18 protein-coding genes and 1 tRNA gene are annotated in these 24,643 nt (G+C 72.7%); 9 read left to right on the top strand and 10 right to left on the bottom strand.

The features are described 5' to 3' along the window. Positions 1–391: 391 nt before the first annotated feature. Positions 392–1,003, top strand: a complete 612-nt coding sequence (gene idi, locus EST92_RS05270; protein ID WP_129250457.1) for an isopentenyl-diphosphate Delta-isomerase — start codon at positions 392–394, stop codon at positions 1,001–1,003. Here idi and EST92_RS05265 read toward each other — a convergent pair. The 3 genes from EST92_RS05265 to EST92_RS05255 form a co-directional block, all read right to left on the bottom strand. Then, positions 978–1,469: an ATP-binding protein gene (locus tag EST92_RS05265; protein ID WP_129279760.1), complete on the bottom strand. Its 492-nt coding sequence runs from the start codon at positions 1,467–1,469 to the stop codon at positions 978–980. The two genes, idi and EST92_RS05265, sit on opposite strands and share 26 nt — an antisense overlap. Before the next feature lie 247 nt (positions 1,470–1,716). Beyond that, positions 1,717–1,790: transfer RNA gene (locus EST92_RS05260), tRNA-Met, on the bottom strand. Positions 1,791–1,874: 84 nt separating this feature from the next. Beyond that, positions 1,875–3,533 (bottom strand): ABC-F family ATP-binding cassette domain-containing protein, encoded by a 1,659-nt coding sequence (locus tag EST92_RS05255; RefSeq protein WP_129279759.1) that lies wholly within the window; start codon positions 3,531–3,533, stop codon positions 1,875–1,877. A gap of 55 nt (positions 3,534–3,588) precedes the next feature. On the opposite strand from EST92_RS05255, the gene EST92_RS05250 reads away from it, so the two are divergent. Beyond that, positions 3,589–4,359, top strand: coding sequence for an enoyl-CoA hydratase/isomerase family protein (locus EST92_RS05250; RefSeq protein WP_129279758.1), 771 nt, complete (start codon positions 3,589–3,591; stop codon positions 4,357–4,359). A 36-nt stretch (positions 4,360–4,395) separates the two neighbouring features. On the opposite strand, the gene EST92_RS05245 is transcribed toward EST92_RS05250, so the two are convergent. Further along, complete coding sequence (locus tag EST92_RS05245; protein WP_129279757.1) at positions 4,396–5,040, bottom strand: DJ-1/PfpI family protein; 645 nt, start codon at positions 5,038–5,040, stop codon at positions 4,396–4,398. A 61-nt stretch (positions 5,041–5,101) separates the two neighbouring features. Continuing rightward, positions 5,102–6,073, bottom strand: a complete 972-nt coding sequence (locus EST92_RS05240; RefSeq protein WP_129279756.1) for a DJ-1/PfpI family protein — start codon at positions 6,071–6,073, stop codon at positions 5,102–5,104. Positions 6,074–6,237: 164 nt separating this feature from the next. Between EST92_RS05240 and EST92_RS05235 the strand changes: the two genes are divergently transcribed. Together EST92_RS05235 and EST92_RS05230 are read left to right on the top strand one after the other, a co-directional pair. Next, a complete protein-coding gene (locus tag EST92_RS05235) occupies positions 6,238–7,107 on the top strand; it encodes a hypothetical protein (protein WP_129279755.1) in 870 nt (289 codons plus the stop codon). Positions 7,108–7,360: 253 nt separating this feature from the next. Continuing rightward, positions 7,361–9,790: a Tex family protein gene (locus EST92_RS05230; protein WP_129279754.1), complete on the top strand. Its 2,430-nt coding sequence runs from the start codon at positions 7,361–7,363 to the stop codon at positions 9,788–9,790. Positions 9,791–9,890: 100 nt separating this feature from the next. Here EST92_RS05230 and EST92_RS05225 read toward each other — a convergent pair whose 3' ends face one another. Next, positions 9,891–11,894 carry an FUSC family protein gene (locus tag EST92_RS05225; RefSeq protein WP_129279753.1) on the bottom strand — a complete coding sequence of 668 codons (2,004 nt, stop codon included), beginning with the start codon at positions 11,892–11,894 and terminating at the stop codon, positions 9,891–9,893. 263 nt (positions 11,895–12,157) lie between these two features. Between EST92_RS05225 and EST92_RS05220 the strand changes: the two genes are divergently transcribed. Then, the gene (locus EST92_RS05220; RefSeq protein WP_129279752.1) at positions 12,158–13,198 is read left to right on the top strand and encodes an FAD-dependent oxidoreductase; all 1,041 of its coding nucleotides are present in this window, start codon (positions 12,158–12,160) and stop codon (positions 13,196–13,198) included. A gap of 184 nt (positions 13,199–13,382) precedes the next feature. Continuing rightward, entirely contained in the window at positions 13,383–14,273 is an 891-nt protein-coding gene (locus EST92_RS05215) for a serine hydrolase (protein WP_129279751.1), read from the top strand. Between the two features lie 61 nt (positions 14,274–14,334). Here EST92_RS05215 and EST92_RS05210 read toward each other — a convergent pair whose 3' ends face one another. After that, a complete protein-coding gene (locus EST92_RS05210; protein ID WP_129279750.1) occupies positions 14,335–15,693 on the bottom strand; it encodes a M14 family metallocarboxypeptidase in 1,359 nt (452 codons plus the stop codon). A 98-nt stretch (positions 15,694–15,791) separates the two neighbouring features. After that, on the bottom strand, positions 15,792–17,756 hold the full coding sequence (locus EST92_RS05205; RefSeq protein WP_254068531.1) for a Xaa-Pro dipeptidyl-peptidase: 1,965 nt from the start codon (positions 17,754–17,756) through the stop codon (positions 15,792–15,794). Positions 17,757–17,961: 205 nt separating this feature from the next. Between EST92_RS05205 and EST92_RS05200 the strand changes: the two genes are divergently transcribed. Then, positions 17,962–19,452: a M1 family metallopeptidase gene (locus EST92_RS05200; protein WP_129279749.1), complete on the top strand. Its 1,491-nt coding sequence runs from the start codon at positions 17,962–17,964 to the stop codon at positions 19,450–19,452. 67 nt (positions 19,453–19,519) lie between these two features. Here EST92_RS05200 and EST92_RS05195 read toward each other — a convergent pair whose 3' ends face one another. Then, on the bottom strand, positions 19,520–20,371 hold the full coding sequence (locus EST92_RS05195) for an oxygenase MpaB family protein (protein ID WP_174243925.1): 852 nt from the start codon (positions 20,369–20,371) through the stop codon (positions 19,520–19,522). A gap of 434 nt (positions 20,372–20,805) precedes the next feature. Between EST92_RS05195 and sph the strand changes: the two genes are divergently transcribed. Continuing rightward, positions 20,806–21,777: a sphingomyelin phosphodiesterase gene (sph, locus tag EST92_RS05190; protein WP_129279748.1), complete on the top strand. Its 972-nt coding sequence runs from the start codon at positions 20,806–20,808 to the stop codon at positions 21,775–21,777. 134 nt (positions 21,778–21,911) lie between these two features. Here the strand turns inward: sph and EST92_RS05185 are convergent, their stop codons facing one another. After that, positions 21,912–23,354, bottom strand: coding sequence for an amino acid permease (locus EST92_RS05185; RefSeq protein ID WP_129279783.1), 1,443 nt, complete (start codon positions 23,352–23,354; stop codon positions 21,912–21,914). A gap of 502 nt (positions 23,355–23,856) precedes the next feature. Between EST92_RS05185 and EST92_RS05175 the strand changes: the two genes are divergently transcribed. Beyond that, entirely contained in the window at positions 23,857–24,612 is a 756-nt protein-coding gene (locus EST92_RS05175; protein ID WP_129279747.1) for a MerR family transcriptional regulator, read from the top strand. The last annotated feature ends 31 nt before the right edge of the window (positions 24,613–24,643 follow it).

Raw genomic sequence — 24,643 nt, 5'->3', positions numbered from 1 at the left:
CGCATTCACCGCACGATCGAGTGACCGACGGCTGCGCCTGCCGCGATCATCATGGTGGATCGGGCGGCGCATGAACAACTGCGCTGCGCCCCCGGCGGCCGATCCGGTGCCCCTTATGAGAGGGCTGGTCACGGCGCGGGCGGGATGTGCCCCGACAGGTGTGGTGCGTGCCATTCCACGTCCGACGGGCGGTCGCCGTGCCCCGGTGCCACGACGGGGCCGCCCTCGTCCGTCGCGCCGGGGGCCCCGCACACGGCGGCGGATGTGGCCCCTCTCACCACGGGCGCACCCCCGTCCACCCGCCGGCATGTGGCGCCGCGCACCCGCTGTGCCGCTGACGGGGGCCTGACTAGGGCAGACTTGGCGTCGAAGACCGACGACAAGGATGGGCATGCCGATCACACCTGCCAACGGACAGACCGCCGGGGACCCGGCGGTGAGCACACCGGGCGGCGCCGCCGAACCGATCATGCTGGAGCTGGTCGACGAGGACGGCACGACGATCGGCACCGCGGAGAAGCTCGCCGCCCACCAGCCTCCCGGGCAGTTGCACCGTGCGTTCTCGGTCTTCCTCTTCGACGAGAAGGGCCGCCTGCTGCTCCAGCGCAGGGCCCTGGGGAAGTACCACTCCCCCGGTGTGTGGTCCAACACCTGCTGCGGTCACCCGTATCCCGGTGAGGCACCGTTCGCGGCCGCGGCCCGCCGCACGGCCGAGGAGCTCGGCCTGGCCCCCTCACTGCTGGCCGAGGCCGGCACGGTGCGCTACAACCATCCCGATCCGGCCTCCGGCCTCGTGGAGCAGGAGTACAACCACCTGTTCGTCGGGCTGGTGCGGGCCGAGCCGGCGCCCGACCCGGAGGAGATCGGCGAGATCGCCTTCGTGACGCCTCAGGAGCTGGCCGAGCGGCACGCCGAGGCGCCGTTCTCCGCGTGGTTCATGACCGTGCTGGACGCGGCGCGCCCCGCGGTGCGCGAACTCACCGGACGGTCGGCGGGCTGGTAGCGAGCGGGGTGAGCGGAAGCTCGGCCCAGATGGCCTTGCCGCCGTTCGCCGTGAGCTCCACACCGCATTTGCCGCCCGCGTCCGCGGTGACGGTCTTGACCAGCCACAGGCCGCGTCCGCCGACATCACCCTGATCCGCCTCCAGTGCCTTGGGGCGGTAGGGGTGGCTGTCCTCGACCGCGACCGCCAGCCAGTTCGCACCGATGGTGAGCTGTACGGCGATCTGCGGCGAGAGCAGGGCGGCGTGCCGGACGGCGTTGGTGACGAGTTCGGAGACGATGAGCAGCAGGCCGTCCATGATGTCGGCGGCCACGGGCACGCGCTGTTCGGCGAGCAGATCCCGGACCGCGTGCCGGGCCAGCGGCACCGAGGCCTCCAGTGCCGGGGCGGTGAACCGCCAGACACCTTCGTACGCGAGCGGGGAGGTCAGCTCTTCGGGGGGCTCTGCGGGGGGTCCGGAAGGCATCCTCACAGGAAGAGTGTTGGGAATGCGTTGGTCCGGACCGGGCTGCTGACCACAAGTCAGCGTCTATCGACGCCTTTTGGTTGCTTCCGAGTGATTCGGTGGGACCGGCGACCGGTCCTGTCCGTCCCGCGCCTCGCTCGCGGACGGCCGCGGAGCGGTCGCCCCGCGCTCCCGGCCCTCGGGACCGTTCGGCCCTACGACACAGCCGGCCCGGCGCCTGAGCACCGGACCGGCTGTACCTCTGCAGTAGCGGGGACAGGATTTGAACCTGCGACCTCTGGGTTATGAGCCCAGCGAGCTACCGAGCTGCTCCACCCCGCGTCGGTGCACACCACATTACGGGGCGGTGGCCTGTGGGCCAAATCGATAATCCGCACGGATGTCGCGGGCGGCCGGTCCCGGCGCTCACACCGTCCGGTCGGTGATCCGCCCGGCGTCGACCTCGATCCGGCGGGTGGTGTGCACCGCTTCGAGCATCCGGCGGTCGTGGGTGACCAGCAGCAGGGTGCCCGGGTACGAGGCGAGGGCCGACTCCAGCTGTTCGATGGCCGGCAGATCGAGGTGGTTGGTCGGCTCATCGAGAACGAGGAGGTTGACCCCGCGGCCCTGGAGGAGCGCGAGCGCGGCGCGGGTCCGCTCGCCCGGCGAGAGGGTGCGCGCCGGGCGGAGCACATGCGCCGCCTTCAGCCCGAACTTCGCGAGCAGGGTGCGGACATCGGCGGGCGACAGCTCGGGGGCATGGGCCCGGAAGGAGTCCATCAGCGGCTCCTCGCCGCCGCCGTGGCCGCCGAAGAGCTGGCCGCGCGCCTGGTCGACCTCGCCGACCACCACCCCGGGGCCCAGGGCGGCGTGCCCCTCGTCCAGCGGCAGCCGGCCGAGGAGGGCGGCGAGCAGGGTGGACTTGCCGGCGCCGTTGGGGCCGGTGATGGCGACCCGGTCCGCCCAGTCGATCTGGAGGTCCACCGGGCCGAAGCGGAACGCGCCGCGCTGCACCCCGGCGCCGCGGAGGGTGGCCACCACCGCACCGGCCCGCGGGGCGGCGGCGATCTCCATCCGCAGCTCCCACTCCTTGCGCGGCTCCTCGACGACCTCCAGCCGCTCGATCAGGCGCTGGGTCTGCCTGGCCTTCGCGGCCTGCTTCTCGGTCGCCTCGACCCGGGCGTTGCGGCCGACCTTGTCGTTGTCGGGGGCCTTGCGGCGGGCGTTCTTGACGCCCTTCTCCATCCAGTTGCGCTGGGTGTGCGCCCGGGTCTCCAGGGCGGCTCGGGTGCCGGCGTACTCCTCGTACTGCTCGCGGGCATGGCGCCGGGCCCGCTCGCGCTCCTCCAGGTAGGAGGCGTAGCCACCGCCGTAGGTGTTGACCTGCTGCTGGGCGAGGTCGAGTTCGAGGACGCGGCCGACCGTGCGGGTCAGGAACTCACGGTCGTGGCTGACCAGGACGGTGCCGGCGCGCAGCCCGGTGACGAAGGACTCCAGCTGGTGCAGACCGTCCAGATCGAGGTCGTTGGTGGGCTCGTCCAGCAGGAAGATGTCGTAGCGGGAGAGCAGGAGCGAGGCGAGGGAGGCGCGGGCGGCCTGGCCCCCGGAGAGCGTCGTCATCGGCTGGTCGAGGCCGATGGAGAGACCGAGCTGGGCGGCGGTCTCCTCGGCCCGTTCGTCGAGGTCGGCGGCGCCCAGCGCGAGCCAGCGCTCCAGCGCCGTCGCATAGGCGTCGTCCGCGCCGGGCCGCTCCTCGACCAGCGCCTCGGTGGCGGTGTCCAGGGCGCGCTGGGCGGCGGCCACGCCGGTGCGGCGGGCCAGGAAGGCGCGCACGGTCTCCCCCGGGCGGCGGTCGGGCTCCTGCGGGAGGTGGCCGACGGTGGCGGTGGGCGGGCCGAGCGCGAGCGTGCCGTGCTCGGGGGTGTCCAGGCCGGCCAGCAGGCGCAGCAGGGTGGACTTGCCCGCGCCGTTGGCGCCGACGAGGCCGACCACGTCGCCGGGGGCGACGACCAGATCGAGGCCGGAGAACAGGACGCGCTCGCCGTGGCCGGCGGCGAGGTCTTTGGCGACGAGAGTGGCTGACATCAGGCGGCCGATGGTATCCGGCCCGGCCCGGCGCGGTCGCTCTAATATCCGGGGCATGGAACCCGGTCTGAAGACACATGTCAGCGACGGCACCGCGACCGTCACGATCAGCAACACCGGCAAGCGGAATGCGATGACGGTGCAGATGTGGCGGGATCTGCCGCCGCTGCTGGACCGGCTGGCGGCCGACGGATCGGTGCGGTCGCTGGTGCTGACCGGGGAGGGCGGGACGTTCTGCGCGGGGGCGGACATCGGGACGCTGCGGGATGCCGACGGTGAGTCGCAGGGACTGGCGGTGGTGGCGGAGGAGGCGCTGGCGGCCTTCCCCGGGCCGACGCTGGCGGCGATACGCGGCTACTGCGTGGGCGGCGGCGCCCAGTTGGCGGCCGCCTGCGATCTGCGGTTCGCGGAGGAGGGCGCGCTGTTCGGGGTGACGCCGGCCAAGCTGGCGGTGGTCTATCCGGCGTCCGCCACCCGGCGGCTGGTCCGGCTGGTCGGCCTCTCCACCGCCAAGTACCTGTTGTTCTCCGGGGAGTTGATCGGCTGTGCGCGGGCGCTGCGGACGGGCCTGGTGGACGAGGTGCTGGCGGAGGGCGGCCTGGACAAGCGGGTGGCGGAGTTCTCGGCCGTGCTGGCGAGCCGGTCGCTGCTGACCCAGACCGCGGCGAAGGAACTGGCCAACGGCGCCTGGGACGTGCCGCCGGCCGAGGCCGAGGAGCGGGGCGCCCACTGGGCCGCGCAGGCCCGCGCGAGCGGCGACACCGCGGAGGGTGCCGCCGCCTTCCTGGAGCGCCGGGCGCCGCGTTTCACCTGGCCCGCGGGCTGAGCGGGCCGGGCCGCGCGGGCGCCGGGGCGCGGCCCCTCACCGCTGTTGCGTCAGCAGGAACCGGCTCTGCTCCCGCAGTGCCGCGGTGACCCCGGCCGGGGCCTTGTCCGGGGAGCCCGCGTCGTACGGCGGCTGCGGGTCGTATTCGATGCCGAGCTGGATCGTTCGCGCCACGGTGTCCCCGGCGATCCGGCCCGCCAGGGTCAGCCCCATGTCGATGCCGGAGGAGACGCCGGCCGCCGTGACGTACTTGCCGTCGAAGACCACCCGTTCCCCGGTCGGCTCGGCGCCCAGCGCCGGCAGCTGGTCCAGCGCGAGCCAGTGCGAGGTGGCCCGCCGCCCCTTGAGGAGGCCCGCGGCGCCGAGGATCAGCGAGCCGGTGCACACCGAGGTGGTCCAGGTGGTGCCGGCGTCCACGGCACGGATCCACTCGTGCAGCGGGCCGTTGGCCATCTGCGCCGCCTGGCCCGGGCCGCCGGGCACGACGAGGATGTCCGGCGCGGTGACCTCCGCCAGCGTGGCGTCGGCGACCAGTCCCAGCGAGCCGAGTTCGTTGCGGTGGGGGCCGGTGCGTTCGCCGACGAAGACCGCTTCGGCGCCGGGCAACCGGCTGAGGGTTTCGTAGGGGCCGACGGCGTCCAGGGTGGTGAAGCGGTCGAAGAGGAGGATCGCGAGCTGCATGGCAGGTTCCTGTTCGGTAGGAGTGCGGAGCGGTGTCGGCCGGTGGTCGTGGCGGCCCGGTTCAGGCCGCGGGCGCCGGCGGCCGGGCCGGCTGGAAGCGGCGGCGGTACTCGGCCGGGGAGGTGCCCAGGGCCCGGAGGAAGGCGCGGCGCATCGCCTCGGGGGTGCCGTAGCCGCAGTGGCGGGAGACCTGCGCGATGCCGTCGGCGGTGTCCTCCAGCCGCCGGCGGGCGGCCTCCAGCCGGACCCGGTCGACATAGCGCCCCGGCGGCATGCCGACCTCGTCGCGGAACGCCCGGGCGAAGTGCCGCGGGGACAGGCCCGCCCGGTCCGCCAGGGCGTCGACGGACAGATCCGCCGCGGGGTGCTCGGTGATCCACTGCTGGAGGTCGCGCAGTGGCCGCCGCTCGGCGGTCTGGGCGGCGAGCTGGACGCTGAACTGGGTCTGGTTGCCCGGCCGGCGCAGGAAGACGACCAGGTGCCGGGCGACGGCAAGCGCGGTGTCCCGGCCGAGATCCTCCTCCACCAGCGCCAGCGCGAGGTCGATGCCGGCGGTCACGCCCGCGGAGGTGGCCACGTCGCCGTCGCGTACGTAGATCGGCTCCGGTTCGACGCGCAGGGCGGGGAACCGCCGGGCGAGGGTGTCGCAGAGCATCCAGTGGGTGGTCACCCGGCGGCCGTCCAGCAGCCCGGCCTCGGCCAGCAGCAGCGCTCCGCTGCACACCGAGACCTTCCGGCGGGCGCGGTGGGCGTTGCCGCGCAGCCAGTCGATCAGCCGGGGGTCGGGGGCGCGGGTGCCCTGGCCGCCGGGCACCACCAAGGTGTGCGGCGCCCCGGCCTCGGCGAGCGTGAGGTCGGGGACGAGCGTCAGGCCGCTGGTGGTGCGGACCGGTGTGCCGTCGAGGCCGGCGGTGCGGATCCGGTAGGCGCCCGGCTCCGACTGGGACGCCCCGTGGAAGACCTCGACCGGTCCGCTGACGTCGAGCGCCTGCACGCCGTCGAAGAGGACCACGAGTACCTCACGCTGTTCCATGTCTCCATCCTGGGCAGCACGACGTCCGGCAGCAATGACGGGTTTCCCACCTTTCCTGCCATGACAGGGCGGGGAGCGCGTGCGGCCGGCTTCGGGTCCCGGTGTGCGGCCGGTTCCGGTGCCCCGACGCCGGCTCCATACCCACCGGTCGGTACCCTCCCCTCATGACCACTTCCAGCGCACTGCCCGAGCAGGCCGGCCGTACCTGCCACCACGTCATCAACCCGTTCCACTCCACGCACTACTTCGCGCCGGAGCTCGCCGAGGAGATGGCGAAGGCCGGCATCGAGAACCGCAGCGCCGCCTACTTCGCCTGCCGGGGCGCGGCCATGGGCGCGGTGGGTCCGGGCACCATCACGGCCACCTTCTACAACTTCAAGCACGAACTCGTCGCGCGGCACGTCCCGCAGGTCTGGACCCAGACCACTCCCCAGACGGTGCTGGACGCCCGGCTGCGTGCCGCGGACGCCACGCTGCGCCGGCTGCTCGGCCCAGAGGCCGTCGCCTCCCCGGAGATGGCCGAGGCGGCCGAGCTGGCCCTGCGCGCCACCGAGGGCTGTTCCCGCCGGGCCCGGCCGCTGTACGCCGCGCACGCCGACCTGCCGGTGCCCAACGCCCCGCACCTGGCCTACTGGCACGCCGCGACGCTGCTGCGCGAACACCGCGGCGACGGCCATCTGTCCGCGCTGCTGGACGCCGGGCTCGACGGCCTGGAGGCGCTGGTCACGCACACCGCCAGCGGCCGTGGGATGAGCTACCAGGGCGTCATGGCGACCCGTGGCTGGTCGGAGGAGGACTGGAGCGCCGCGCAGGAGCGGCTGCGCGACCGCGGGCTGCTGGACGCCGAGGGCGAGTTGACCGAGGCCGGGGTGCAGCTGCGCAAGGACCTGGAGCGGGCGACGGACCGGCTGGACCGGGCACCGTACGAGCACCTGGGCGCCGCGGGCGTGGCCCGGCTCACCGAGCTGGCGACCGGCTTCACCACCGCCGTCATGGAGGCCGGGGCGTTCCCGGCCACGCTGTTCGGCAAGTAGTCCGGCGGGCGGTCCAGGACCCCGTCCGGAGGCAAAGTCCCCTGAGCGGTGGCGAATCCGGCGTTCCGGCGGGGGTGTGCGCGGCCGTCCGCACACCCCCGGCGCCGCCGAGCGGGCGCGACGTGCCTCCCGGCCTCCGGGCGGCCGGGGAGCCGCGCGGACACTCCCCACCGGCTGGGCGGCACGACAGTGCGGCCCGCCACCCGGCACAATGCAGGCTCATGCAAGCGCTGGAAGGCAGGTCAGGATCAACGTGACGGCATCCACTGAGCCCATCGGGGCCCTCGGGTCCATCGAAGCGAGGATCGCCGGGGAGCTCGGCGTCAAGGAGCGGCAGGTGAAGGCCGCGGTCGAACTGCTCGACGGCGGCTCGACCGTCCCGTTCATCGCGCGCTACCGCAAGGAAGCCACCGAGACGCTCGACGACGCGCAGCTGCGCTCGTTGGAGGAGCGGCTGCGCTATCTGCGGGAGCTGGAGGAGCGGCGGGGCGCGATCCTGGAGTCCGTACGGTCCCAGGGCAAGCTGGACGCCGCCCTGGAGGCGCAGATCCGCGGCGCCGATTCCAAGGCGCGCCTGGAGGACATCTACCTCCCGTTCAAGCCCAAGCGGCGCACCAAGGCGCAGATCGCCCGGGAGGCGGGCCTGGAGCCGCTCGCCGACGGGCTGCTGAGCGACCCGTCGGTGGAACCGGCCGCGGCGGCCGCGGCGTTCGTGGACGCCGACAAGGGGGTCGCCGACGCGGCCGCCGCCCTGGAGGGCGCGCGGGCCATCCTGACCGAGCGGTTCGGCGAGGACGCGGATCTGATCGGTGAGCTGCGCGAGCGGATGTGGTCGCGCGGGCAGGTCGCGGCGAAGGTGCGCGAGGGCAAGGAGGAGGCCGGCGCGAAGTTCGCCGACTACTTCGACTTCGCCGAGCCGTTCACCGCGCTGCCCTCGCACCGGGTGCTGGCGATGTTCCGCGGCGAGAAGGAGGAGATCCTCGATCTCGCCCTGGAGCCGGAGGACCCGTCGACGGTCACCGAGGGCACCAGCGCCTACGAGCAGGCCATCGCGCACCGCTTCGGCATCACCGACCGCGGCCGGCCGGCCGACAAGTGGCTCAAGGACACCGTGCGGTGGGCCTGGCGCACCCGCATCCAGGTACACCTCGGGATCGATCTGCGGCTGCGGCTGCGGCAGGCCGCCGAGGACGAGGCGGTCCGGGTCTTCGCGTCGAACCTGCGCGATCTGCTGCTGGCGGCGCCCGCCGGCACGCGCGCCACGATGGGCCTGGACCCCGGTTTCCGTACGGGCGTGAAGGTCGCCGTGGTGGACGCGACCGGCAAGGTGGCCGCCACGGAGACCATCTACCCCCATGTGCCGCAGCAGAAGTGGGACGCCTCGCTGGCCACGCTCGCGAAGCTGGCCCGCGCGCACGACGTCGAGCTGATCGCGATCGGCAACGGCACCGCCTCCCGCGAGACCGACAAGCTGGCGGCCGATCTGATCGCCGCGCAGCCGGAGCTGAAGCTGACGAAGGTGATGGTGTCCGAGGCCGGCGCCTCGGTGTACTCCGCCTCCGCGTTCGCCTCGCAGGAGCTGCCCGAGCTGGACGTCTCGCTGCGCGGCGCGGTGTCCATCGCCCGGCGCCTCCAGGACCCGCTGGCCGAGCTCGTCAAGATCGACCCGAAGTCGATCGGGGTGGGCCAGTACCAGCACGACCTGTCCGAGGTGAAGCTGTCGCGCTCGCTCGACGCGGTCGTCGAGGACTGTGTGAACGGCGTCGGCGTGGACGTCAACACCGCGTCCGCACCGCTGCTTTCGCGGGTGTCGGGCATCGGTTCCGGCCTGGCCGAGAACATCGTCGCGCACCGGGACAGCAACGGCCCGTTCCGCTCCCGCAAGGCCCTCAAGGACGTGGCGCGGCTCGGCCCGAAGGCGTACGAGCAGTGCGCGGGCTTCCTGCGCATCCGGGGCGGCGACGACCCGCTGGACGCCTCCAGCGTGCACCCGGAGGCGTACCCGGTGGTGCGGCGGATGGTGAAGTCGGCGGACACCGAGGTCGGCTCGCTGATCGGCAACACGACGGTGCTGCGCAGCCTGAAGGCCGCCGATTTCGTCGACGACTCCTTCGGTCTGCCGACGGTGAGCGACATCCTCCAGGAGCTGGAGAAGCCGGGCCGCGACCCGCGTCCGGTCTTCAAGACCGCGGCCTTCAAGGAGGGCGTGGAGAAGATCGGCGATCTCCAGCCGGGGATGCTCCTGGAGGGCGTGGTGACCAATGTCGCCGCCTTCGGGGCGTTCGTGGACGTCGGCGTCCACCAGGACGGTCTGGTGCATGTCTCGGCGATGTCGAAGACCTTCGTCAAGGACCCGCGGGACGTGGTGAAGCCGGGCGACATCGTGCGGGTCAAGGTGCTCGACGTCGACATTCCGCGCAAGCGGATCTCGCTGACGCTGCGGCTGGAGGACGAGCCCGGCAAGGGCGGTCAGGCGGCGGGCGGCGGCGAGCGCCGCGGCGGCGCGGGCGGCCGGGCGCCGCGGGACGGCGGCCGGGGCGGTGCCCCGCGACAGCGGCAGGGCGGCGACGGCCGGCGCGGCGGTGACCGCCGGGGCGGTCGGGACGCCGGGCCGGCCAACGACGCGATGGCGGACGCCCTGCGGCGGGCCGGGCTCCTGGGCAAGGAGCAGGGCGGCCGCTGACGACGGCCGGCGGCAACGGCAGCAGCGGGACGGGCGCTTGCTGCTGCCGGCCGCCGAGCGGCGCGGGCGGATCGTCGCCCGTCGGCCGGATGGTCTTCCGTCAGCCGGCCCCCGCGTAGCCGCGGATGCGCTCCAGTTCCGTCGCCACGTCGGTGAGGGTGGCGCAGTCCGGCACCGGCAGCAGATCGGGGTCCGGCACGGCGGTGTCGGGCCCGCGGCCCGGGTCCTCCAGGGCCTCGGCCATCGCGGCGAGCGCCCGGCACAGCCGCTCGGCCTCGGCCGTGCTCGGCCGGTGGGCGCCGTGGTCGAGACGTACCGCGCAGGCGGTCGCGGCGTCCACGATGCGTTCGGCCGCGGTGACGACGGTCAGCCAGTCGGGGTTGCGGTCGCGGGCCGCGACGAGTTCGGCCGCGGCGGTCTCCGCCGCCGCCCTGGCCTCGCCCAACGCCCGGTAGGCGGCGCGGCGCAGCGCCAGCCGCGCGGTGGGGTCGGCGCCCGGTTCCGCCTCCAGGACGTGCCGCAGGAAGGCCTCGGCGGCCCGCAGCGCCGCGGTCACGCGCTGGCCGATCCGCCGGCGCGGATCGGCGAGGTGCGGCAGATGCCCGACGACGAGGACGATGCCGCAGGCGATGGAGGTGTCGACGATCCGCTCGGCGGCCGCCTGGGGATCGCCGCTCACCGTCACGAACGACAGCACCATCAGGGTGATCGCGACGGTCTGCAGCGCGAAGTGGCGGGTGGCGAACGGCAGTAGCGCACCCCCGGCACCGGCCACCAGCGCGGGCCACCAGGTGCCGGTCAGCAACAGCCCCGCCCCGGCGAAGACCAGCACACCGGCGACCGTCCCCGCGAAGCGGTTGACCGTACGGGAGAAGAGCGGCCCCAGGTCCGGCTTGACGAGGAAGGTGGCGGTCGCCGGGAGCCAGTACCAGTGGTCGGCGCGGAGCATCAGGGCCACCGCGGTGCTCGCGGCGATGCAGACCGCGACCCGCAGCCCGTAGTCCCGCCCGGCGGGCCCGAACAGGCTGCGGCCGCGCCGGGTCCGGCCACCGACGGCCGCCAGCGCCCCGCCGGCGACGGCCGCCCGCACCCTGCGCCAGCCGGGAACGGCGGACGGCGCGGGGCCCGGCTCGGGCGCGGGCAACGGCTCCCGGCGGGCGAACGCGACGGCGGCGTCCAGCAGTGCCCGGTCGAAGGCGCCGCGGGCGGCCGTACTGGTCTCCGGGGCGGACAGCCGGCCCGGGGAGCCTCCCGTGCGCAGGGCGTCGGCGAACCGGCGGGGGCCGTCCGCCACCCGGGACGGCAGCGGGCGGGCCTCCCACAACAGCGCCACGCTGGCCTCGCACAGCGCGGTGGCCGCGGCGAACCGCTCGGTGAGCAGGAGTTCTTCCGTACGGGCCGGCCGGCGCAGCAGCCGACTGGTGAGCCGGCGCAGCCGCAGCGCCTCGTCGGCACGGTCCAGTGCGGCGGTGAGCCGGCGCCGGGCGGGCTCGGCACCGGGCCCGCCGGCCGCGCGCAGGGCGTCGGCGAGCGCGTCGAAGACCCTGGCGACGGCCGCCCGCTCGCCGCTGAGCGCCCCGCCCGCGGGACGCGGTGAGCGCAGGACGAGCCGCAGCAGGAGCAGCCACAGACAGCCGGCGAGGACGTAGAGGGCCTTCGCCCAGGGCGCGCCGGGCAGCGGCATCCCGGCGCCCAGGACGGTGGTGGCCAGCATCTGCATCCCGGCGTTGGAGCGCACCGGTCCGGCCACGCTGCCCGCGCCGGAGACGAAGCCGACGGCGAACAGCGCCGGCACGAGCCACCAGCCCGCGCCGGCCGCCTGCAGCGAGGCGCCGATCAGCATGCCGAGCGCGGAGGCGAGGGCGGGCAGACCGATATGGACGATGCCGGTACGCCGGGTGCCGGGCCGGTCGTTGACCCCCGCCAGCATCGAGCCGAGTCCGGCCAGCACGCCGGGCGCCGGGTGGCCGGTCGCAATGCCCGCGCCGAGCAGCGGCCCCGCACACAGCGCACCGCGGGCCACGGCCGCCCAGGGCACGGGCAGCCGCTGCCAGCGGAAGGGGTGGGCCAGCCAGGCGGGCACGGCGCGCTGCGCGCGGAGCATGGGCCTCCTCAGTCGACGGCGTTCGGACGGCGCGGCAGGCCGGTCCGGCAGGATCCGAAGGGCGACATCGGCCGACGGTGGTGCTACCAGCCTAAGGTCCGGGATTGTCCACTTCGCTGCCGCGGGGTTACCGCAAGATCACAGGAGAGCGGCGGGCAGGCGGCCCGGCCCGCCGGCTCGCCGCTCGGCCCCTCCGCTCCCCCGTCCGTTCTCCCCGGCTCCAGGCCCTCGGCCTCGCGGACCGCACGGGTTAGCGTCGCTCCATGACGATCAGGACAGACGACGTATGGGTGATCGGCGGCGGCGTGATCGGGCTGACGTCGGCGATCGCGCTGGCGGAGGACGGGCGCCGGGTACGGGTGGTGAGCCGCGAGCCGGCCGGCGGGACGACGTCCGCGGTGGCCGGCGGGCTGTGCTGGCCGTACCGCATCCAGCCGTACGAGCGGGCGGTGCGGTGGTCCGTCCGGTCCTTCCAGGTGCTCGCCGAACTCGCCCGGCGGCCGGAGGAGACGGGCGCCCGGATGGTGACGGGCACGATGGCGTCCGCCTCGGTGCCGGACGCGGCGGACGAGGGGCACCGCGCCCCGCAGGAGCCGGGCAACGGCGTCGAGGACGGCCTGGCCGCCTGGTACGAGGCGGTCCCCGGGCTGCGGCGGGCGCACCGGGAGGAGCTCCTCGACGGGTGCGCCTCGGGCTGGCGGGCACGGACTCCGCTGGTGGACATGCCGGCCCATCTCCGGTATCTGGAACGGCGATTGACGGCCGCCGGCGGGACCGTGGAGCGACGCACCCTCACGTCCCTGGAGGAGGCCGGCCGGGCGGCGGGTCTGGTCGTGAACTGTTCGGGACTGGGCGCGCGCGACCTGGTACCCGACCCGGACGTCCACCCGGTCCAGGGGCAGTTGGTGATCGTGGCGAACCCCGGTATCGAGGAGTGGTTCGTGGCCGCCGAGACCGGCGCGACGGACACGACCTATGTGCTGCCGCAGCCGTACGGCCTGGTCCTGGGCGGTACGGCCCGTGAGCACGCCTGGTCGCGGGAGCCCGATCCGGCGGTGGCACAGGCCATCGTGGCGCGGTGCGCCCGGCACTTCCCCGAGCTGGCGGGGGCCCGCGTCCGGGAGCACAAGGTGGGGCTCCGCCCGGCCCGCCCCGCGGTGCGGCTGGCGGCGGAGCGGCTGTCCGGCGGGGCGGTGTGCGTGCACAACTACGGGCACGGCGGCGCGGGCGTGACCGTCGCGTGGGGCTGTGCGGACGAAGTGCTGCGGACCGTACGGGAGATCGGGGCGGGCGGCCACCGGTAACCTGCCGCCGGTAGCCAAGGCTCCGGGGTGGTTTCCCGCCACACCGCACCGTTCCGGGCGGCATCCGAACACGAACAAATTTGCCGCTCCCCAGGCGCATCCATCCGCCCGTTTCACGCGTCTCACCAGCGAGCGGCACTTTCATGGCGCCGCACTGCAGGGGCATTTCATTTGGAGCATTCACTTGAAAATCGGTATTAAGGGCATTCGGCGCGTGTCCGCGGTGGTCGTCACCGCGGGAGCCGTCCTGACGGCGGGGGCGTTCACCGCCCCGGCGCAGGCCGCCACGCTCAACACGCCCACGATCACCGCCAAGGGCGGTTACGTGATGAACAACGGCACGGGGGCGAGCCTCTTCACCAAGGCCGCGGACACCCGGCTCTCCACCGGCTCCACCACCAAGATCATGACGGCCCGGGTGGTGCTGGCCCAGCCGAACCTCGACCTTGATTCCAAGGTGACGGTCCAGAAGGCGTACAGCGACTACATCGTCTCGAAGACGGCGTCGTCGGCCCATCTGATCGTCGGTGACAAGGTCACCGTCCGCCAGCTGCTGTACGGGCTGATGCTGCCGTCCGGCTGCGACGCGGCGTACGCACTGGCCGACAAGTTCGGCAGCGGGTCCACCCGGGCCGCGCGGGTGAAGTCCTTCATCGGCAAGATGAACTCCACCGCCAAGGGCCTCGGACTGACGAACACGCACTTCGACTCGTTCGACGGCATCGGCAGCGGCGGGAACTACTCGACCCCGCGCGACCTGACGAAGATCGCCAGCAACGCGATGAAGTACTCCACGTTCCGTACGGTCGTGAAGACCAGGTCGACGAAGCAGAAGGTCACGACGAAGAGCGGTGGCTACCGCTACATGTCGTGGACCAACACCAACAACCTGCTGGGCAGCTACGCGGGCACCATCGGCGTCAAGACCGGTTCGGGCCCGGAGGCCAAGTACTGCCTGGTCTTCGCCGCCACCCGGGGCAGCAAGACCGTCATCGGCACGGTCCTGGCCTCCTCCTCGGTGGCCAACCGCACCGCGGACGCCAAGAAGCTGATGGACTACGGCTTCAAGAAGTAGCCCGTTCCGGACGGACAAGGGGGCCTGCGCGCGGCCGGACGGCCGCGGGCAGGCCCCTTCGTCATGGCGCCGTCGCCCCCCGGTTCCCCCCGGTCACACGGGGGCAGACGGTCAGCGGCGTCGCCACCGTGACGTGATAGACGGCGCGTTGGTCCAGCAGCAGGGGGACGAGCCCGCGCAGCGGCTGGCGCAGCGGGACGACAACGCCCTCGCGATCCCGCTTCCAGAGCACTCCGTGCCCCGCCAGCACGTCCTTGACCTGCGCGAACCGTTCCGCATCCAGGCGGTAGGCGCAGGGCGGATCGGCCAGGGTCTGCGCGTCGGTGGCGGGTTCGTTGTCCGCGCCGCCGAGGTAGACGGGGCCACGGTCGGCGTAACCGGCGAGCCGGGCCGCGGTGGTGGCCGCCTCGATCCGCGGGCGGTGCCGGTCGACGAAGGTGAACGCGCCCTGGAGGGCGGCGAGCTGGGAGTCCACGCGGCGCCTGTTGTTGCGTGCGGGGTCGGCCTTCTCGGCGTCGGTCAGCGCGTCGACCCGGGTCTCGACCAGCAGCCCGATCGAGCCCTTCACCCCCGCGGTGTTGCGCAGGATCCGTTCCTGGCCGTCGCCCGCGACCTGCTTGACGGGGTCGCCGGTCTCCGGGTCGGTCCAGATGCCGTAGACGCCGGCGGAGAAGCCGGCCCGGCGGACGGCGGTCGCCACGAAGTCCTGGGAGAGCGCGGCGGCTTCGCGGTGCACCGCGTCCGCGGTGTTGAGGTTGCGCGGCCACAGCGACAGCACGTCCTTCATGTAGTACGGGACGGTGGGCCCGTACTCGTGCAGGTCGTAGACGGTGTCGGGGCGGTAGTCGCGCAGGACGGCGGCCATCGCGCGGGCCTCGGCGGTCTGCAGGGCGAGGTGGTCGCGGTTGATGTCCGCGCCCTGGGAGTTGCCGCGGGTGTCGGCGGCCCGGCCGTCGGGGTTGGCGGTCGGGACGACCAGGACGCTGGTGCGGGCCAGGAAGCGCCGGGTCGCCGGGTCCCGGGACAGGGCCAGGTCGCGGACGGTGGCCAGGCAGGCCTCGCGCCCGGAGGGTTCGTCACCGTGCTGGGAGCAGGTCAGCAGGACGGAGTTGCCGCGCCGCACGTCCGCCGGACGCGCGGGAGCCGGGGCGCCGATCCGTACGAGCCGCAGCGGGCGGCCCTGCGCGGTGGTGCCGATCCGGTCGATCCGCACGCGCGCGGATCGACGGTCGACGGCGGTGAGGAACGCCTGCTCCTCGGCCTCGCTGGTCCAGCGGGCGCCGTGGCTGGTCTCGAATCCCGTACGGGGTGCGGGGGTTCCGGCGGCGCGGGCGGGAAGGACCGGCAGGATCGCGCCGAGGGTGGCCGTCAGTCCGACGGCCAGCGCCCCTCGGGCGAGGCGGTGGGAGCGGGATATCACGAGGGGTGCCTCCCTTGGGTGAGCGGTGGGGGTGGGGCGGGGCCGCCCGCGGTGGGCGGCCCCGGGCGGTCATCCCGCGCAGGTCGGGTGCCGGGCGGTCACGGCGCGGCCGGCATCCGGCTGAGGCCGTGCGGCGGGGCGAGGCCGTCCAGCGGGGCGCCGCCCGCTGGGGGCCGGGGCGCGCCCGCGGTGGCCCGTACGAAGGCCGGGGCTCCGCCGGTCAGCGGGAGCGCGGCGGAGGTGCGGGACAGGTCGAGGGTGAGCGCCGGGCGGGACGCGGGCGGGTCGATCAGACCGGCGTCGGTGCCGCCGATGAGGAGTGCGAGCCGGTGTCCGGCGGGCACGACATGGTCGCTCGCGGCGAGGTTCAGGGTGATCGTGTACGGCTTGCCGGGGGTGAGCGGTCGGCCCTTGTGGGCGTCGGCGTAGGTGCCGAGGTCGGCCCAGCCGCGGCTGAAGACGGTGTAGGCCACCTTCTCGGTGTCGGCGGCGGTCTCCTTGAAGCAGCCGCTGTCGGCCGGGGTGCCCGCGCCCCAGCAGGTGCGCGTGTCCAGCGTGGTGATGCCCTCGCCGCCGGCCGTGTAGTTGCGGATGGTGGCGGGGCCGAGGTCCACCAGGACGGCGGAGAGGTGCGCGGTCGAGGTGCTCGGGGTGGCAGTCACCGTCACCGTCCCGGAGCCGGACAGCCGCAGCGGCGCGCGCAGCGCTCCGGTGCTGAACCCGGCCTTGTCCGGGGTCGGTTGACCGGCCCGGGCCGCCCAGTCGGCCTCGCTCCGCTTCGGGTCGTCGGTGAAGGTCTCGGTCGCGCCCTGCGGTGCCTTCGCGGTGCCGAGGACGCCGACGCCGGGCGCGCTGCCGGCGCGCGGCCGCAGGACGGTCGTCGCGGTGCCGGGTGCGGGCCACCGGGGGTCGGTGGACCAGCTGCCGGGCGCACGCTCGACATCGGCCTTCGGTGCCCGCTCGATGCCGTTGTCGTAGCCCATCAGGTAGTGGTCGAACCAGTGGTGCAGGGTCGTCACCCACGCGGCGCGGCGGTAGTCGAAGGGGTCGACGTGCCCGGTCTGGGAGAGCCAGATCTTGCGCGCGACGCCGTGCCGGGCGAGCGCGTCCCACCACTGCCCGGCGTGCCGGGTGCGGACGTTGAGGTCCTGCATGCCGTGCACCATGAAGACGCTGGCCCGGACCTTGCCGGCGTTGCGCACGTAGTCGCGCTCGGTCCACAGTCCGGTCCAGTCACCGCTGCGCGGTGCGCCCTCGACGAGCTTGCGCTGCACCGCGTCGCAGTGCTTCTGCGCGCCGGAGCTCTCGACCATCGCCGCGAGGGAGTCGGGGCCCGAGTCGTAGAGCGGAGCGCCCTGGGCGAAGTAGTAGTCGTACCAGGAGGAGATGCCGGCGATCGGGACGATGGTCTTCAGTCCCCTGACCCCGGTGGCCGCCACGCCGTTGGCGATGGTGGCGTCCCAGCTCTTGCCGATCATGCCGGTACTGCCGTTGGACCAGCCCGCCGTGACGGGTCTGCCGCCGGTGCGGGCGGTGTAGGCGCGGGCCCTGCCGCCGAGCCAGTCGACGACGGCCCTGGCCGACCGGATGTCGGAGCGGCCGCCGACATCCACGCAGCCGTCCGAGCGGTTGGTCCCCGCGAGGTCGACGAGGACCGTCGCATAGCCGCGCGGCACGAAGTAGTTGTCGTAGAAGAGCGGGAACCCGGCCGGCCGGCCCCGGTCGTCGTAGGTCTTCTTCTGGCTCTCGTTGCCGCGTCCGCAGCAGGAGTAGTACGGACTGGCGTCCATGATCACGGGTATGCGGCGGCCCTGCCGGGCGGGTTCGGACGGCCGCACGATGTCGGCGGCGACGCGGTCGGTCCGCCCGTCCCCGTCGCCGTCGAGCCCCGTGTCCACCCAGACCGACTCGCGTATCGCGTGGTCGTAGGAGTAGACGGGTCTGCTCTCGCCGGGCGCCGCCTGCGCGGCGGCCGGCCCGATCAGGGCGGACAGCAGGGTGGCGACGACCGCCGACACGAGCGCTGTGAAGGAGATGCGGGGAATCCGCGCAGGATTGGTCACGAAGCGGACGGTAGCGCGGCTCAACTCCCGCGCGTAAGGGTGCGGGTGACGAGGGCGGTGCGGTCGGTGACAAAGAGGGGCGGCCGGAAGTGGCCGGATGTGGTTCATGTCGGTCATGTGTCAGATGAGGCCATGTACATGACGCCGGCGCAAGGGAGTACATAGGGTCTGAACAGAGCCATCCCCCCTACGAGTTGGAGGACTCGTGCGTCACAGACTCCTCGTCCCGGGCGCGGTCGCACTCAGCCTGGTGCTGGCGGTCCCTGCCTCCGCCGCCGACTTCACCCCGGGCGCTCCGGGTGTGGGCGACACCTACTACCCCGAGAGCGGGAACGGCGGTTACGACGTTTCCCACTACGATCTGCGGCTCAAGTACCAGCCGAAGACGGACCTGCTCCAGGGCACGGCGACGCTGCTCGCCACGACCACCCAGGACCTCTCCCGCTTCAACCTGGACTTCGCGCTGAAGGTCAGCGAGGTCCGGGTCAACGGCACGAAGGCCCGCTTCACGACCTCCGGCAAGCACGAGCTGGAGGTCACCCCGGCCACTCCGCTGGAGAAGGGCAAGCAGATCAGCGTCGTCGTGCGCTATGCGGACAAGCCCTCCCAGGTGAAGATCGACAACTACAGCGGCTGGGCCCGCACGGCCGACGGCGGTGTGGTCGCGCAGGAGCCGGATGCCGCCGTGTGGTGGTTCCCCAGCAACGACCACCCCACCGACAAGGCGGCGTACGACGTCTCGGTGGCGGTCCCGGACGGCACCCAGGCGCTCAGCAACGGCGTGCTGGCCTCGCAGTCCTCCAAGCTGGGCTGGACGCGGTACAACTGGCGCTCGGACAAGCCGCAGGCGACGTATCTGACGACGCTGGCCGTCGGAAAGTTCGACATCACCACCGACACCACCGCCAACGGCCTGCCGGTGATCAACGCCGTCAGCAAGGACCTCGGCGCGAACGAGGGGTCGGCGAGGGCCAGCATCGCGCGCACCGCCGAGGCCACCGAGTGGCTGGAGAGCGTCTTCGGCCCCTACCCGTTCAACGCGGTGGGCGGCTACGTACCGAACGTGCCGGCCCATTACGCACTGGAGACCCAGACCCGTCCGTTCTACGGGAAGAAGGCCTTCGACCGGGGCACCAATGTCTCCGTCGTGGTCCACGAGCTGGCGCACCAGTGGTATGGCGACAGCGTCTCGCTCAAGGACTGGAAGGACATCTGGATCAACGAGGGCTTCGCGGCCTACAGCCAGTGGCTCTGGTCGGAGAAGGAGGGCGAGGGCACCGCTCAGCAGCTGGCGGACTACGTCTACGCCCAGCACCCGGCCGATGACCCGTTCTGGAAGGTCAAGCCGGGCAACCCGGGCGCGGAGAACCAGTTCGACGACGCGGTCTACGACCGTGGCGCGCTGGCCCTGCAGGCGCTCCGCAACAAGGTCGGCGACAAGGTGTTCTTCGACATCCTCAAGTCCTGGCCGACGGAGCACCGGTACGGCAACGCCTCGGTGGCCGACTTCGTGAAGTTCGCCGGGAAGAAGGCCGGCACGTCGCTGGACGGCTTCTTCGACACCTGGCTCTTCGAGCCGTCCCGGCCGGCCGCGGGCGCGGCGGGTCACACGCTCGGCGCGCGGCACGCGGCCGTGGCCGAACCCAAGTCGTGGCGGCAGATCGCAGCGGCCACGCACGCGGTGCACGGGCACTGAGCAGGCCCTTCACAGGCCGATCCGAGCGGAGCCGGGGCACCCCCGGCTCCGCTCGCGTACCGCGTCCTCAGCCGCGCGCCGCCCGGCGGGCCCGGCGGGCGATCGGCATGAAACGCAGCCGTTCCGGAAGCACCGGCACCACGGCGCGCACCACCCGCCCGAAGCGGCGCAGCCTGCGCTCCTGGGCGTCCGTCCACTCCAGGCCGAGGGCGTTGCGGGCGTCCGGCGGCATCAGCCCGATCGTGAGGAAGCGCCGGAGGCGGGTGAACCACGGGCACAGCGCCGGCCAGAGCATCCGGAGCACCAGCCGCAGCCACCGGGGGCCGCGGTCGGGGGCCGGAATCGGCTGGTCCGGCGCGAGCAACTCCTCGACCACGACGGTCACTTCGAGCTCGTTGTCGAGGACCTTGTGGTAATACGGCCAGAACTCCTCGATGGACTGCGGCATATCGCGGTCACGAATACCCAGCACCCGGCCGACCTGGAGCCACTCCGCATACAGCTGCCGCTCCTGCGCCTCGGTGAACGGGCGGCCGAGGTACTGCTGGGCGTGCCGGAAGACGGGATAGCCGGTGGCGTGCACCCAGGCGTAGGAGGCGGGGGCGAGCGCGTGGTACCTGCGCCCGTGCGCGTCGGTCCCCTGAATGGCCTTGTGCATCCGGCGCAGCCGGCGCCCCTCCGCCGCCGCGCCCGCGCCGCCGTACACCCACAGCTGCAGCGAGGTCAGCGACCGCTCGCCGCGCCCCCACGGATCCGTGCGGAACACGGAGTGGTCGTCCACTCCGGCGCCCACCGCGGGGTGGGCGACCTGCATGGTCAGCGCGGCCGGCAGGGTCATCAGTATGCGGATGTCCCCGGCCAACGACCAGAGCACGCCTCCGACCGGCGGGGGATTTGGATCGCTATCTACCGTATTCATTGCATTAATCATCATACGGCGACTCCCCGTGACCAGCGCAGGAGGGGATCGATTCTGCGTCACCTATGCTGCACCCTCCGCGCCGCGGGCCCCTCCCCTGGGAAGCCGCCGGGCCGACGCCGGCCCGGCCGCGGCGACAGCGCCGCATCACATACCGGACCGCGCACCGGCCCGCTCACCGCACCGGCCGGGAGAACCGCCACCGCCGCCACCCGACCCGCAGTCCGTACGGGAGGCGCGCCCTCGGAACGGGGCCCCCGGCCACCGCGACACGAGGACGGCCGACGGCGACGGCGACACCTCCGACGCCGCCCCCTCGCCGGCGACAGCATTGCTCTGTACATCTCCCACCCCCCGAGCGGCCACCTGGAAGTAACCCCGGCTGGTTGGATGAGCGTCGCCGAGTCAAGTCCCCACCCCCACAGGGAGATTCAGTGCCGCACTCACCGCTGCGCACGTCCCGGGTCGCCGCCCTCACCGCGGCTCTCGCCGCCGTCACCGTGGCCGCCGTCCCCTCCGCGTCGGCCGCCGACGTCCCCCATCTGAAGGTGCTCAGCTACAACACCTTCCTCATGAGCCAGACGCTGTACCCCAACTGGGGCCAGAACCACCGCGCCCAGGCGATCGCGGACGCGGACTTCTTCCAGGGCAACGATGTCGTCGTGCTCCAGGAGGCGTTCGACAACTCCTCCTCCGATGCGCTGAAGAGCCGGGCCGCGGCGCAGTATCCGCACCAGACACCGGTGGTGGGGCGGAGCCGGAGCGGCTGGGACGCCACCGGCGGCGCCTACTCGTCCACCACCCCCGAGGACGGCGGGGTCACACTGCTGAGCAAGTGGCCCGTCGTCCACAAGGAGCAGTACATCTACAAGGACGCCTGCGGTGCGGACTACTTCTCCAACAAGGGCTTCGTCTATGCGGTGTTGGACGTCAACGGCACCAAGGTGCACGTGGTCGGCACCCACGCCCAGTCCACGGACTCGGGCTGCAAGGCGGGCGAGGCGGCCGCGGACCGCGCCAAGCAGCTCAAGGAGGTGGACGCGTTCCTGGACGCCAAGAACATCCCGGCGGACGAGGAGGTGATGGTGGCCGGCGATCTGAACATCGACTCACACGGCGACGAGTACCCCGCGCTGCTCGGCAACGCCGATCTGGCGCCCGCCGACAGCCGCACCGGCCACCCGTATTCGTTCGACACCCAGGAGAACTCGATCGCGCGCTACCGCTATCCGAACGATCCCCGCGAGGACCTGGACTACGTCCTGTACCGCAACGGCCATGCCCGGCCCGCCGGATGGCAGAACACCGTGGTGAAGGAGGAGTCGGCTCCCTGGACGGTCTCCAGCTGGGGCAAGGACTACACGTACACCAATCTCTCCGACCACTATCCGCTGATCGGCGGCTGAGCGGCGGACGTGCCGGGCGCGGGAGTGCCCGCACCGTTCCCTGCCGGGCCTCTCGACGCACAAGGGCGGCCGCGGACGCCTTCCGGCATCCGTGACCGCCCCTAGGGGGTGTCAGGCGCCCCGCTCCCGCGTGGCTACTGCGACAGTTCGCGCTCCTGGGCGATCCGGTTCACCCGGCCGCGGACCGCGAACCAGCCGGCCACCAGCGCGGCGGCGATCACCGGGATGATCATCACGGTCTGCCGTCCGACGCCGTCGTCGAACCACATCAGCACGATGACGCCGAGCAGGAAGACGATGGTGGCGATGTCGGTGACCGGGGTGCCCGGCAGCCGGAAGCGCGGCCGCTCGACCAGGCCCTCCTTCGACCGGCGCACGAACACCATGTGGCAGACCATGATCGTGCACCAGGTGCTGATGATGCCCAGTGCCGCGATGTTCAGCACGATCTCGAACGCCTCACCCGGCACGACGTAGTTGAGCGCGACGCCCAGCACACACACCGTGGAGGTGAGCATGATGCCGCCGTACGGCACCTGGTTGCGGTTCATCCGGCCGGCGAACTTGGGCGCGGACCCCGCCATCGACATCGAGCGCAGAATGCGGCCGGTGGAGTAGAGCCCGGAGTTCAGGCTGGACATCGCCGCGGTCAGCACGACGAGGTTCATCACATCGCCCGCCGCCGGCACACCGACGTTGGACAGCACGGTGACGAAGGGGCTCTCACCGCCGGTGTACTTGTTCCACGGCAGCAGCATGGCCAGCAGGATCACCGAGCCGACGTAGAAGACGCCGACCCGCCACATGATGGAGTTGACGGCCTTGGGCACGACCTTCTCCGGCTCACCGGTCTCACCGGCGGTCACACCGACCAGCTCCACGGCGGAGTAGGCGAAGACCACACCCTGGAGCACGATCACGACGGGCAGCAGGCCGGTCGGGAAGATGCCGCCGTGGTCGGTGATCAGATTCAGACCCGGCGCATGCCCGCCGACCGGGTGCTGGGTGGCCAGCAGGAAGATGCCGATGAACATGAAGACGACCAGCGCGGCCACCTTGATGATCGCGAACCAGAACTCCAGCTCACCGAAGATCTTCACCGAGATGAGGTTCACCGTCAGCACGACCGCGAGCGCGATCAGCGCCATGACCCACTGGGGGACGCTGGTGAACATGCTCCAGTAGTGGGTGTACAGCGCGATCGCGGTGATGTCGGCGATACCGGTCGTCGACCAGTTCACGACGTACATCCATCCGGCGACGTACGCGCCCTTCTCCCCCAGGAACTCACGGGCGTAGGAGACGAACGAGCCGGACGACGGGCGGTGCAGCACCAGCTCGCCCAGGGCGCGTACGACGAAGAAGGCGAAGAGGCCGCAGACCGCGTAGGCGACGGCCAGTGCCGGACCGGCGGAGTGCAGCCGGCCGCCGGCGCCCAGGAACAGGCCGGTGCCGATCGCTCCACCGATGGCGATCATGTTGATGTGCCGGCCCTTGAGGCCCTTGCTGTAGCCCGCGTCGCCCGCATCCTGCTGGGCGCCGCTCCCCCCGTCAGGTGACCTGTGGGCTGAGTCGATGACGGTTTCTGTGCTCACTGCTGGTGCATCTCGCTTTCGGGCAGGCTTGAGCGATGGCCGGTTCCCGTGGGTCGCACGGCCGGTCGACGGCACACCCTCCCTGAAGAGCGCCCCTCCGTCTGTGTGCAAGATCACAGCGCGTACACGCCATCCAACATTTGTCCGCATTTGTACTGAATTACCCGGCGCCTCATTTTGAAAGACGGCGTCAGTTCACCCGATTCCGGACCCCACTCCTCGCCCCGCACCGCGAATTTTCTGACCTGTTCAGTTCGGTTGAGGCAGATGTTGGCCGAAACGACAAATCGCTTGCTCTCCGTCCGCGCCTCCGGATGCCGGCCGGCGCCCACAAGGTCCCCCGAGGCCGTGCCGCGCCACCCAGGCGGGGCCCAGCTCCGCGTCCAGGAGCAGCAGCGCGACCAGACCGTCCGCGGCGGTACCGCCCGCCAGAGACGGGGCATGAGGTTTCACAAGAGTGGTGAGACAGCAATACTGTTGAATCATGAGGGAGCCCGCCACCGGTCTGACCGTCGACGAGCTGGCCGCCCGCGCCGGTGTCACGGTCCGCACGATCCGCTTCTACAGCACGCGCGGTCTGCTGCCGCCGCCGGAGATCGGTGCGCGCCGGGTCGGCCGCTACGGGCCGGACCACCTCTCGCGGCTCGCGCTCATCGAGGAGCTCCAGCACCAGGGCCTGACGCTGTCGGCGATCGAGCGCTATCTGGAGCAGCTGCCACCCGATCTGAGCGCCCAGGATCTGGCCATCCACCGGGCGCTGGTGGCCGGCTGGGTACCGGACAAGGCGGAGGACGCGACCCGGGAACAGCTGGAGCGGCGGGTGGGCCGGGCGCTGACCGAGGAGGACGTGGACCGGCTGGCGGCGATGAGTGTGCTCGTACGGACCGAGGACCCCGGGGTCTTCCGGGTCGACCCGGGACTGCTCCATCTGGGCACGCGCCTGCTGGACGTGCCGATCACGCTGGAGACCATCCTCGCGGCGCGCAGCGTCGTCATCGAGCACACCCGCGCGGCGGCCCGGGAGCTCAGCCGGCTCTTCAAGGACGAGGTATGGGAGCCGAACCGGCACGGCGGGCCGGACGAGGAGGAGATGGCGCGGATGAAGTCGCTCTCGGCCGACATGCAGCCCATGGTGGTGCAGGCACTGGTCACCGCCTTCCAGCGGTCGATGAAGCAGGAGCTGCGGGAGTCGTTCGGCAAAGAGGGCGACCGGAGCCGGCGGGACGGGGCCCAGGGGTGACGGGGGCGGGCCGCCGGGGCCCGCCCCCACG

Origin of the sequence: Streptomyces sp. TM32 (assembly GCF_004122755.1) — a bacterium.
Classification (GTDB): domain Bacteria; phylum Actinomycetota; class Actinomycetes; order Streptomycetales; family Streptomycetaceae; genus Streptomyces; species Streptomyces sioyaensis.
Note: the sequence above shows the minus strand (reverse complement) of the source record. Positions and strands in the feature narration are given on the sequence as shown.

Bases quoted from the DNA above. Each gene is read 5' to 3' on its own strand.
- EST92_RS05225 (WP_129279753.1), bottom strand. From the start codon at position 11,894: ATGCTCCGCGCGCAGCGCGCCGTGCCCGCCTGGCTGGCCCACCCCTTC.
- idi (WP_129250457.1), top strand. From the start codon at position 392: ATGCCGATCACACCTGCCAACGGACAGACCGCCGGGGACCCGGCGGTG.
- EST92_RS05250 (WP_129279758.1), top strand. From the start codon at position 3,589: ATGGAACCCGGTCTGAAGACACATGTCAGCGACGGCACCGCGACCGTC.
- EST92_RS05240 (WP_129279756.1), bottom strand. From the start codon at position 6,073: ATGGAACAGCGTGAGGTACTCGTGGTCCTCTTCGACGGCGTGCAGGCG.
- EST92_RS05255 (WP_129279759.1), bottom strand. From the start codon at position 3,533: ATGTCAGCCACTCTCGTCGCCAAAGACCTCGCCGCCGGCCACGGCGAG.
- EST92_RS05235 (WP_129279755.1), top strand. From the start codon at position 6,238: ATGACCACTTCCAGCGCACTGCCCGAGCAGGCCGGCCGTACCTGCCAC.
- EST92_RS05245 (WP_129279757.1), bottom strand. From the start codon at position 5,040: ATGCAGCTCGCGATCCTCCTCTTCGACCGCTTCACCACCCTGGACGCC.
- EST92_RS05220 (WP_129279752.1), top strand. From the start codon at position 12,158: ATGACGATCAGGACAGACGACGTATGGGTGATCGGCGGCGGCGTGATC.
- EST92_RS05195 (WP_174243925.1), bottom strand. From the start codon at position 20,371: ATGAATACGGTAGATAGCGATCCAAATCCCCCGCCGGTCGGAGGCGTG.
- EST92_RS05265 (WP_129279760.1), bottom strand. From the start codon at position 1,469: ATGCCTTCCGGACCCCCCGCAGAGCCCCCCGAAGAGCTGACCTCCCCG.
- EST92_RS05175 (WP_129279747.1), top strand. From the start codon at position 23,857: ATGAGGGAGCCCGCCACCGGTCTGACCGTCGACGAGCTGGCCGCCCGC.